Origin of the sequence: Geobacillus sp. G4, assembly GCF_040327975.1 — a bacterium.
Classification (GTDB): domain Bacteria; phylum Bacillota; class Bacilli; order Bacillales; family Anoxybacillaceae; genus Geobacillus; species Geobacillus thermoleovorans.
Genome location: NZ_JBEPJY010000019.1, coordinates 23,949 through 34,486, shown reverse-complemented (window position 1 = coordinate 34,486; position 10,538 = coordinate 23,949). Strand labels below are relative to the sequence as shown.

The 10,538-nt window shown below is 53.3% G+C and carries 8 protein-coding genes and 1 pseudogene; 7 read left to right on the top strand and 2 right to left on the bottom strand.

From position 1 onward, the window contains the following. Both ABS784_RS15100 and ABS784_RS15095 read left to right on the top strand, forming a co-directional pair. Positions 1 to 420, top strand: a pseudogene (locus ABS784_RS15100) (hypothetical protein); the annotation flags it as partial. A 151-nt stretch (positions 421 to 571) separates the two neighbouring features. Continuing rightward, positions 572 to 2,665, top strand: a complete 2,094-nt coding sequence (locus ABS784_RS15095; protein WP_033025220.1) for a GDYXXLXY domain-containing protein — start codon at positions 572 to 574, stop codon at positions 2,663 to 2,665. A gap of 24 nt (positions 2,666 to 2,689) precedes the next feature. Here the strand turns inward: ABS784_RS15095 and ABS784_RS15090 are convergent, their stop codons facing one another. Then, complete coding sequence (locus ABS784_RS15090; RefSeq protein WP_352513037.1) at positions 2,690 to 3,562, bottom strand: fructosamine kinase family protein; 873 nt, start codon at positions 3,560 to 3,562, stop codon at positions 2,690 to 2,692. After that, complete coding sequence (locus ABS784_RS15085; protein WP_096225399.1) at positions 3,559 to 4,287, bottom strand: NAD-dependent deacylase; 729 nt, start codon at positions 4,285 to 4,287, stop codon at positions 3,559 to 3,561. The genes ABS784_RS15090 and ABS784_RS15085 overlap by 4 nt, the downstream gene beginning before the upstream one ends. A gap of 144 nt (positions 4,288 to 4,431) precedes the next feature. Between ABS784_RS15085 and ABS784_RS15080 the strand changes: the two genes are divergently transcribed. The 5 genes from ABS784_RS15080 (at position 4,432) to mngA (ending at position 10,519) form a co-directional block, all read left to right on the top strand. Continuing rightward, positions 4,432 to 4,983: a DJ-1/PfpI family protein gene (locus tag ABS784_RS15080; RefSeq protein ID WP_307895991.1), complete on the top strand. Its 552-nt coding sequence runs from the start codon at positions 4,432 to 4,434 to the stop codon at positions 4,981 to 4,983. A 358-nt stretch (positions 4,984 to 5,341) separates the two neighbouring features. Beyond that, positions 5,342 to 6,778, top strand: a complete 1,437-nt coding sequence (locus ABS784_RS15075) for an NAD-dependent malic enzyme (RefSeq protein ID WP_011230936.1) — start codon at positions 5,342 to 5,344, stop codon at positions 6,776 to 6,778. Positions 6,779 to 6,923: 145 nt separating this feature from the next. Further along, a complete protein-coding gene (locus ABS784_RS15070) occupies positions 6,924 to 7,679 on the top strand; it encodes an SIS domain-containing protein (RefSeq protein ID WP_014195616.1) in 756 nt (251 codons plus the stop codon). Positions 7,680 to 7,758: 79 nt separating this feature from the next. Next, positions 7,759 to 8,493 (top strand): MurR/RpiR family transcriptional regulator, encoded by a 735-nt coding sequence (locus ABS784_RS15065; RefSeq protein ID WP_352513035.1) that lies wholly within the window; start codon positions 7,759 to 7,761, stop codon positions 8,491 to 8,493. 121 nt (positions 8,494 to 8,614) lie between these two features. Then, positions 8,615 to 10,519: a PTS 2-O-a-mannosyl-D-glycerate transporter subunit IIABC gene (gene mngA / locus ABS784_RS15060; RefSeq protein WP_069304159.1), complete on the top strand. Its 1,905-nt coding sequence runs from the start codon at positions 8,615 to 8,617 to the stop codon at positions 10,517 to 10,519. Positions 10,520 to 10,538: the final 19 nt, after the last annotated feature.

Sequence of the window (10,538 nt, the reverse complement as noted above, 5' to 3'; positions counted from 1 at the left end):
CAAACGTTGAAAGCGGACATGGACGCGGTCAAAGGTGACGTGCAAACGTTGAAAGCGGACATGGACGCGGTCAAAGGCGACGTGCAAACGTTGAAAGCGGACATGGACGCGGTCAAAGGCGACGTGCAAACGTTGAAAGCGGACATGGACATGATCAAGGGCGACGTGCAAACGCTCAAAGAAGGGCAACAACGGCTTGAAGCGAAAGTTGAACGGGTCGAAGAAAAAGTTGACAACCTCGCAACAGAAATGCGGAGCCACTTTCGCCACATCGAGAACATGCTTCATAAGCATCAGGCCGCTCTTGATCTGGCTTCGCGCGAGTTCTCTTCCAAACAGGCATCCATCGATTATTTGATGAAAAAAGTGACAGAGCATGATATGGAAATTTTCCACTTAAAAAATTATCTCCAACCATAATGTTCTTCACCGCAACAAAGAAAAAAGTCTAAAAGGCCGGTGGTAACTAGGAAAATGCGATGGAATAAGGCGTGTTTTCACTGGTCTTCTAGACAGCTTTTTCAGCATATGCTTTATAGAGGAAAGATCTGAGTCACAGGGAGGAAGCGATATGGCGGCCCGGATCGTGAAAACGGGGTATGCGTTGGCGTTTTTGTGCATCATTGCCGGCATTGTGTATTTTTTTGCCGCCAACTGGCCGGGGATGGGGCGAGAGGTGAAAGTCGGAATCAGCATCGGCATGATGGCGGCATTTTACATCGCAAGCGCGGCGCTTTGGGGCCGCCATCGTTTCTTAGGGCGCTGGATGCTGATCGGCGGGGTGTTGTCATTTGGCATTGCGTTGGCGTTGCTTGGACAAATTTACAATTCGCATGCTGACAGTTATTGGCTGTTTCTTGCCTGGCTTGCGCCGACCGCTTTGTTGGCGCTGCTGACAAAAGAACGGGTGCTGTCCGTGATCGCGATTGGGTTGTTGCAGCTTGCGTGCTGGTTTTATTATTTTCCGTCCGCTTATCGGATTGAGTGGACGGAATGGTCGTCGTTTGGTTTGCTCTTATTGTTTGCAGCGATCAACGGCGTGCTGGTTGGTGTCAGCCGTACGCCGTTAGTCGCCCATCTCGCTTATATTGCCATGCAAGGTTGGCTGCTTGTGATTGACGTAACCGGTTTTTCCTATGGGCGCGACGCATGGTGGCCATACGTGTATACCGTGTTGCTCGCCGTGTTGCTTTATTATTTTCTTGTCATCGCCAAGCAGCGGCCGTACGTGTTGTTGACGAGTTTGTTTGCTGGACTGTTTTTGTTCATTCAATACATTCGCTTGCTCGCAGATCATTTTGAAACGTGGCTGCTTCTCATTGGGCTTATGGCGGCCGCTGCTGTGCTGTGCGGCGGCGTTGTGCTATTGCGGCGGGCTGGGCTGTTTTCAGCGGAGACGAAAGCTGGAAGGCGTTTTTTGGCGTCGTTTCAAGCGATTGTCACGCTTGCGGCTTCCGCGTTGGCCATACAAAGCCTGCTTGGCTTGTATTTCCTTTGGACAGAGTCATGGTCGCCTTACGTGCTCTTTTTCATTTCCATCTTTGGATTTGTCGTTCCCGCCTCATTTGGCCGGCGTTGGAATCCGGTCGTTCGTTATACACTGCTTGCTATTGGTTACGGGCTCGGGGTGGCGATGGCGTGGGAGGTCTCGCGGTCGACTCTGTTCCTCTATGCCATTGGGCTTGCGATTGGCGTCATCCGATCATCAGACAGCGGAGTGCGCCGGTTGACGACGGCGGCGCTGACGGTCTATTTAGGGATCGCCTTAAGTTCGGTGATGGATGACGGCCGGATGGTGTTGCTCACCTTGGCTTTGGTCAACGGCGGGTTGTATGCGTATGGCCGCTTTCGCGAAACGCCGTTTCTCACTCCGCTTGTCTTGGCGTTCGGCGCGCTTGGGATTGCGACAAGCGTTGATGTGTTTGCGGCTGATGGACTGTACGTGACGTTGAATATCGCCATGATTTTGGCGCTTGCCTTCTTTCTTTTCCGCGGTCGGCAACTGGAGCGGAAGACCGCTTGGGTGTACACAGCGCTTTATCTCGTGCTGAAATATTATGAACTCGCATGGAATTTGCTTCATAAATCGGTCAGTTTGCTGGCGGCGGGAGCGGTGTTGCTCGCATGGGCGGTATGGCTTGAGAAACGAAATGGCTTCACATGGAGGCTGGGCGTGCGCTGGGGGCGGCGCGTTTCGTTGTTGACGCTCATAGTCGTGATCGCTCAATTTTCATTTTTAGGTTATACCGTGTGGCAAAAAGAACGATTGTTGCGATATGGTGATGTAGTAAAGTTGGAACTTGAACCGTTGGATCCACGCTCCATGTTGCAAGGGGATTATATTCAGCTTCGGTACGATATTTCCACCATTCCGTCGCTTGACGGAAGCGGACGGGTGCAAGTCGGGCTGCGAAAAGGAGAGGACGGGGTGCACCGTTTGGCTGGCGTATATATGGTCAATGGGGAAAAAAGGCCGGGATACACGCCGCAACCGGGGGATGTGATCATCACCGGTACGTTTCACGGCCCGCAAGTCGTGTATGGCATTGAATCGTATTTCATTCCGGAAAAAACGGGGATGAAACGGCAAGAGAATGTTCGGTTTGCCTATGTGCGCGTGAGCGAAAACGGTGATGCGCTGCTCGAAGCGATCCGTGCTGAATAAGGATGGCGGGGGAAGCAGGAAAAACTACTCCCCCGCGTAACGATCCAGCACGCGGTCAACCGCGCTGCCGTATGTTTCGCCAAATAAATTTAGATGAACGAGCAAGTAAAACAGCTGGTAGAGTGGTTTTCGGCCATGATAATCAGCCGAGAGCGGCATAAGCTCGCGATAGCTCTCATAAAACCGGACTGGGAAGCCGCCAAACAGCTCGGTAAACGCGATCTCAAACTCATGATGGCCATATAAAACAGACGGATCGATCAAATACGGCACTCCGTCTGGTCCTGGAATCCAGTTGCCGCTCCATAAATCGCCATGCAAAAGCGACGGAAAACAGTCATCCGGGAGCCATTGGTCAAGCCGCTCGAGCAGCCATTCGAGACGTTTGCGCCGCTTGACGGGCAGGAGGCCTCTCTCCGCCGCTCGCGTTATTTGTGGTCTAAGGCGGGCGTCGTGGTAATAGTCGGTCCAGCGGCCGTACCAGCCGTTGCGCTGCGGCAGCATGCCGATATAGGTATCGCGGTCAAGCCCGAACGCCGGTCCGCGGCATTGATGGAGGCGGGCAAGGCCGCGGCCGAGCTGTTCGGCCGTCTGTTCCGTTTCTGTTCCTTCGATCCACTCCAAGACGAGCCAGCCCCAGCCGTCCGCTTCCCCGAAGCCGAAGGTATGCGGAACGTTGATGGCACGTGCTTGCCTGATCAGCTCGAGGCCCATCTGTTCGGCAGCGAAAAATCCACTCGGCGGGAAACGTTGCATTTTGATAAAGTACGTTTGTTTGCCGCTTTGGACGCGATAGACGTCATTGATGTCGCCGCCTGATACGCGGCGCCAATGGCGGATGTGGGAGTGGTCGCCGATCGATTCGAGCGCCATTTGCAACATCGTTTCTTTGGTCATGGATCCACCTCCGCCAACTGCTCATTGAGCTCGTTCAGCACTTCACCGATTTTTCGCTGATGGATGACAGCATCGGCGAGATCGTCCAGTTCTGTCGGTTCCCAATTGATGATCACGAGTTTAGCCCCACTCCGCTTGGCAACAAGCGGCAGCTGGTTGGCTGGGGATACCTGCAGAGAGGAGCCGAGCACAACGAACAAGTCCGCTTGGCGGGCCGCTTCCCACGCTTGATCGATGGCTTTCTCCGGCAGCGGCTCGCCAAACAGCACGACCGACGGGCGCAAAACTCCGCCGCATTCGCACGTCAACACACCGTGCAAATAGACAAAGCTGGGTTTTGACTCCCCGCACCGCTGACAATGGACGGTGCGGAGCGAGCCATGAAGTTCGATGACGCGTCGGCTTCCCGCTTCTTGGTGAAAGCCATCGACATTTTGCGTCACAATCGTTTGCACGATCCCGCGCCGCTCCCAATCGGCCAATAAGCGGTGTCCGTCATGCGGTTGGCATTGTTGCAAGGTGCGAATGCGATATTGGTAAAACTCGACGAACGATTCACGGCGATGGTACAGCGCATCGATGGTAGCGAGTTCGCTCGGGTTAAAACGCGCCCACAGCCCGGTGCGCGGCGAGCGGAAATCGGGCAGCCCGCTTTCGGTTGACATGCCGGCGCCGGTCAGCACGACGGTGTGGCGCGAGGTGGCCAGCCATGAGGTGATGGTCATTCTGTTTCCCTCCTTACTGTCGCAACCATAGCGACTCTCGTTTCTGCTGCTTCATACCTTTCCACCAATCATTTTACTTTTCCTTTTCACTCGTTTCCAGTATGATAGAAATGAAAGAAAAAATGGACAAGGAGGCGGGAATCCATGAGCAAAAAAGTGTTGATCATCACCGGCGACGCTGTTGAGGCGCTGGAGGTGTATTATCCGTATTATCGTTTGTTGGAGGAAGGGCATGACGTAACGATTGCCGCGCCGAAGAAAAAGAAACTGCACACCGTTGTCCATGATTTTGCCGACTGGGATACGTATGTGGAAAAACAAGGCTATTTGATCGACGCCCATGCATCGTTCGCCGAGATCGACCCGACGCAATACGATGCGTTAGTCATTCCAGGCGGGCGGGCGCCGGAATACATTCGCCTTGATGAAAACGTGCAGCGCATCGTCCGTCATTTCTTTGAGGCGAATAAGCCGATTGCCGCAATTTGCCACGCCTCGCTCATTTTTGAAACGATGCCGGATTTGTTGAAAGGACGGAGCTTGACAGCGTATATTGCCTGCAAACCCGGTGTCGAAGCGCTCGGAGCAACGTATGTGTCTGACAATACGGTCCATGTTGACGGCAACCTTGTCTCCGCCCATGCGTGGCCGGATTTGCCGGCGTTTATGCGCGAGTTTCTCCGCTTGCTTCAATAGTGGAAGAGAATGGCCTCCCTTTGGGCTAAAGGAAGGGAGGCCGTTGTTTTGTTGTGTCGCCGACCGTTTGCCGTTCGGACCAACCGTGTGGGGCGGCAGGACAGATGGTTGCTTGGCGACCTCCGTTTTGTTCCGTGCTTTGATTGCCCAATAGATGCCGAATGGGACGGCCGCACCGGTGGCGAATTCGAAAATGGACCGCATAGCCCCAAGCCTAAACGCAATGCGGCGGTAAGCAAGAAGCGGCCGCGGCAAAGAGGTTGATGGAGGATAAGGGTTGTCTTTTTCCCATTCATGAGATAACATTTGTACCATAGAGTGTCTTACCATGAAATAGAGAAAAGGAAGGCGGTTATCTATGGCATTACCAGGCGGGGCAGCGATGAACATTACGATTCGTCTCCAGTTCGAAAAAGATATCGTCTCATTCAGCGATATCGCCGCCGCGATTGGCAAAGCGGGCGGGGACATTGTCGGGATTGACGTCATTTCATCAAGCAAAGTCCATACGGTGCGCGACATCACCGTCAGCGCGCTCGACACGAAGCAGTGCGATTTGATCATTGAGGCGCTGAAAAAAATTCAAGGCGTCAAAATCATCAACGTTTCCGACCGCACGTTTTTGATGCACATCGGGGGGAAAATTGAAACAAATTCAAAAATCCCAGTGAAAACGCGTGATGACTTGTCGCGGGTGTATACGCCTGGCGTGGCGCGCGTCTGCACGGCCATCGCTGAAGATCCGCGCAAGGCGTATTCGTTGACGATTAAACGGAATACGGTAGCCGTGGTTTCGGACGGCACCGCGGTGCTCGGGCTGGGCGACATCGGCCCGTATGCGGCGATGCCGGTCATGGAAGGGAAAGCGATGCTGTTTAAGGAATTTGCCGGAGTGGACGCGTTTCCGATTTGCTTGAACACGAAAGATACGGAAGAGATCATCCAAATTGTGAAAGCGATCGCCCCGGCGTTTGGCGGCATTAACCTCGAAGACATTTCCGCTCCGCGCTGCTTTGAGATTGAAAAGCGGTTGAAGGAAGAGCTCGACATCCCGGTGTTCCATGACGACCAACACGGCACGGCGGTCGTGCTCTTGGCCGGGTTGCTTAATGCGTTGAAAATCGTCGACAAAAAGCTCGAGGACATTAAAGTGGTTCTCACCGGCATTGGCGCCGCTGGCATCGCCTGCACGAAAATTTTGCTTGCGGCCGGCGTACGCAACATTATCGGGGTCGACCGCCACGGCGCCATCCATCGCGATGAAACGTATGAAAATCCGTATTGGCAAGAATATGCGCAAATCACGAACCCGGATAATCTGAAAGGAAGCTTGTCCGATGTCATCGCCGGCGCAGATGTGTTTATTGGCGTCTCAGCTCCCGGCATTTTAAAAGTGGAAGATGTGAAAAAAATGGCGCGCGACCCGATCGTGTTTGCGATGGCCAACCCGATTCCGGAAATTGATCCGGAGCTGGCCGAACCGTACGTGCGCGTTATGGCGACCGGACGTTCTGATTATCCGAACCAAATTAACAACGTCCTTTGCTTCCCGGGCATTTTCCGCGGGGCGCTCGACTGCCGGGCGAGAGAAATTAACGAGGAAATGAAGCTTGCCGCTGCGAAGGCGATTGCCTCTGTCGTGACGGAGGATGAATTGAACGAAACATACATCATCCCGAGCGTCTTCAACAGCAAAGTCGTTGAACGCGTCAGACAAGCGGTCATCGAAGCCGCTTACCGCACTGGGGTGGCGCGGAAGGACAATATCCCGGTTGGCGGATATACAGGGCAGTAAAGCAAGGAATGCGATGGAACCGACGGACGGCTTCCTTTATAGGGGAAGCCGTTTTTTTGGCTGCAGGAGCGGGTCTAACTGTGGCTGCGGCGGGCTAAATCTAGTTTAGGGATAGGAAATCAAGCGCTTAAGGGGCGAATGGCCGATGATCAATCAATATTTCCAAAAAATCAATGAACATCTGGAACTCGTTTTAAGCCATGAAAAGGACAATCTAAAAAAGGCCGCCCATATGGTAAGCGAAGCGATTCAAAACGGCGGAATCGTTCAGTTATTCGGATGCGGCCACTCCCATATTTTGACAGAGGAAGTGTTTTACCGGGCGGGAGGGCTTGTTCCGGTGAAACCGATCTTTGTCGAGCCGCTGATGCTTCACGAAGGGGCGGTGCGGTCGTCCATGTTGGAGAGAATGAATGATTTGGCACAAAATTTTATCAATCATGAGGATATCCGTCCTGAAGATGTGTTTTTTGTTTTGTCCACATCGGGGCGCAATCCTGTTCCGATTGATGTGGCGTTGGCAGCAAAGGAGAAAGGGGCGTACACGATCGCGATTACATCTTTGGAATATTCGAAGAGTCAACCGTCGCGGCATAAGAGCGGTCGGTTATTGTATGAAGTGGTGGACTTGGTGATTGACAATCATTGTGTGAGAGGAGACGCGATTTTAGCTCATCCGAATGTTTCCGTTCCATTTGCCCCTACTTCGACCGTGATCGGCAGCGCGATTTTAAACGCCGTTTTCGCCGAGGCGATTGTCCTCATGGCGGAAAATGGAATAGAACCGCCGATCTTTTTAAGCGGCAACATTGAGGGGGCGGACGAACATAACCGCCGATGGGTGGAGAAATATAAAGAACGCATTCCGGTGTTGGTTAAGGGGCATCAACTATCGCAATAGAAGAGGCGCTCTATAGCCAACCGCCATCCGTTCTTGCTAAAATAGTAGCAAACGATGAGACGGTGGGGGATGGAGATCGATGCGCTTTGACGAACGGGTGCGGCTGTATGCCGATAGGCTGAACGACACGGATGACCAAATTGTTGACTATATTATGGAGCACCGCGAGGAGATCGCCGATATCCCGATTCAAAAAATGGCAGAAGCGCTTTATACGGTGCCGAATACGATCGTCCGGTTCGCCAAAAAACTCGGATATAAAGGATTTGCTGAGCTGAAGGCGGCGCTGGCGCTCGAGCAGCGGGCCGAGGCGGCTGCACTGGCCGGCGGCACGGTCATTGAAAAAACGAAGGAGCTGCTTGATGAGCGGCTCATTGAGGAAGCGGCAGGCAAGCTGCATGAGGCAAAACACGTTTTTTTCTACGGCGTTGGCGATTCCGCTTACTTTTGCGAGATGATGGCCAAACATCTGCGCTGCATCGGCAAACGAGCTGATTTTTTTGTACAGCGCCACGATATGTTGTATAACGCCGACCGTTGCGGGGAAAAAGACGTCGTTTTTGTTATCAGCGCATCTGGAGAGACAAAGCAAGTGCTTGAGGCGGTGGCGGCCGCGAAGCAAAATGGGGCGTTTGTCATCAGTTTGACGCATTTTTGTCCAAATTCGCTTGCCGACTTGGCTGACTTCCGTCTGTATTGCTGGGCGCCGAAGCAGTTTTTAAACAAGTACGACGTCACCGACCGAACGTCTCTTTATCTCGTACTGCGGGCGTTGAGCGAACGGTATTGGAAAACGTACGGCAAGTGTGTATAAATACACAATTGAAACGAATAACGGCGTGAGAAAGGTGAAAAAGTAAGAAGATCCCGATCTTCTTGCTTTTTTTCTTTTATAATAGGATCGACAGACGGCAGGAAAAGAGGGGATGGGAAAAATGGAACTGAAACAGCTGACGAACGTTCGGCTGATCGATGTAGGATTGGCGTTGTCCACTAAGGGAGAAGTCATTCGCCATCTTGTCGACAAGTTGCACAGAGAAGGCAAACTGTATTCGGCCGATTCGTTTTATCAAGCGGTCATGGAGCGGGAAGCGCTCTCTCCGACGGGGCTTGAAGCGGGCCTAGCCATTCCGCACGGCAAGTCAAAATCGGTCAAGGAAGCTGCCTTCGCGGTGGCGAAGCTCGTCCGGCCGATTCGCGACTGGGAGAGCATCGATCCGGCGAATCAAGTGGAACTCGTCTTTTTGTTAGCGATTCCGGAGGAAGAGGCGGGATCAACGCATTTGGATTTGCTGGCGGAACTGGCCAAGCGGCTATCGCGTACTGAATATCGTAAGCGGTTGCAGCAATGTCAAACGGCAGAAGAGCTGTATCGTGCTCTTGATGAGGAAACGGTGGGAGCCGCTGCTCAAACGGCGTCGGCAGGGAAAACGATCGTCGCTGTGACGGCCTGTCCGGCCGGCATCGCCCATACGTATATGGCGGCGGAAGCTTTAGAGCAAGCTGGTCGGGAAATTGGGGTTACGGTGTATGTCGAAAAGCAAGGAGCAAACGGCATTGAAGACCGACATACGGAAGAGCGGCTACGAAAAGCGGAAGCGGCGATTTTTGCCGCCGATGTGGCGGTGAAAAACGAAGAGCGGTTTGCCCATTTGCCGGTGTACCGAACGACAGTTGCGGCGCCGTTGAAAGACGCAAAAGGCGTTCTTTTGAAAGCGCTTGAGAAGGCCAAGAAGGAAGGAAAACGGGAATATGAGCCGGCGAAGGCAGCGCCGGCGCCGGAGCGAGTTTCATGGAAGACGGAAGTGAAAAACGCCATTTTGACTGGCATTTCTCATATTATTCCGATTATCGTCGCCGGCGGAATGATTTTGGCGTGCGCCGTACTCATCGCTCAGGCGTTCGGCCTCCAACAAGTGTATGATACGGAAAATTCGTGGTTGTGGATGCTGCGCAAACTAGGCGGCAATATGCTTGGCACGCTCATGATTCCGGTGCTGTCCGCTTACATGGCGTATGCGATCGCCGACAAGCCGGCGCTCGGTCCGGGATTTGCCGCCGGGATTGCTGCGACGATGATTAACGGCGGTTTTTTAGGCGGCATGCTTGGCGGCTTTTTGGCCGGCTACTTTATGAAGTGGTTGAAAAGGCAACTTCCGCCAAAAGGGGCGTTCTCGGGATTTATCAGCTTTTGGCTGTATCCGGTCATCGGTTCGCTCGTTGTCGGAGCGCTCATGCTGTTTGTGTTCGGCAAGCCGGTCGCGGGGCTCAATAATGCGTTGCTGGCTTGGCTTGACAACTTATCCGGACGCAGCGCCATTTTGCTTGGCGCGATTTTAGGCATTATGGTGTCGTTCGATTTAGGCGGGCCGGTCAATAAAGCGGCGTATACGTTCTGCATCGGAGCGATGGCGAGCGGCAACTTCATTCCGTACGCGGCGTTTGCCTCAGTGAAAATGGTGTCGGCGTTTTCCGTTACGGCGGCGACGCTTTTGTTCAAACGGTATTTTGAAGAATATGAACGCGAAGTCGGCAAATCGACATGGATTCTTGGGCTCGCGGGCATTACCGAAGGAGCCATTCCGTTTATGATCAACGATCCACTGCGCGTCATCCCGTCGCTTTGCATCGGGTCGGCAGTGACCGGGGCGATCGTCACGGCATCGCAAATCGGCCTTAACGTTCCAGGAGCTGGCATTTTCTCGCTCTTTGTTTTGCAAGGGGCGCCGTTATGGAAAGCGGGAGCCATTTGGCTTGGCGCCGCGCTCATCGGAGCGTTCATTTCGATGGTGCTGCTTGTCGCCACGCGCATCCAAAAGGTAAAAGCGCAGCAACGATAAGACAAACGAGGTGAAACCA

Bases quoted from the DNA above. Each gene is read 5' to 3' on its own strand.
- ABS784_RS15095 (WP_033025220.1), top strand. From the start codon at position 572: ATGGCGGCCCGGATCGTGAAAACGGGGTATGCGTTGGCGTTTTTGTGC.
- ABS784_RS15090 (WP_352513037.1), bottom strand. From the start codon at position 3,562: ATGACCAAAGAAACGATGTTGCAAATGGCGCTCGAATCGATCGGCGAC.
- ABS784_RS15085 (WP_096225399.1), bottom strand. From the start codon at position 4,287: ATGACCATCACCTCATGGCTGGCCACCTCGCGCCACACCGTCGTGCTG.
- ABS784_RS15080 (WP_307895991.1), top strand. From the start codon at position 4,432: ATGAGCAAAAAAGTGTTGATCATCACCGGCGACGCTGTTGAGGCGCTG.
- ABS784_RS15075 (WP_011230936.1), top strand. From the start codon at position 5,342: ATGGCATTACCAGGCGGGGCAGCGATGAACATTACGATTCGTCTCCAG.
- ABS784_RS15070 (WP_014195616.1), top strand. From the start codon at position 6,924: ATGATCAATCAATATTTCCAAAAAATCAATGAACATCTGGAACTCGTT.
- ABS784_RS15065 (WP_352513035.1), top strand. From the start codon at position 7,759: ATGCGCTTTGACGAACGGGTGCGGCTGTATGCCGATAGGCTGAACGAC.
- mngA (WP_069304159.1), top strand. From the start codon at position 8,615: ATGGAACTGAAACAGCTGACGAACGTTCGGCTGATCGATGTAGGATTG.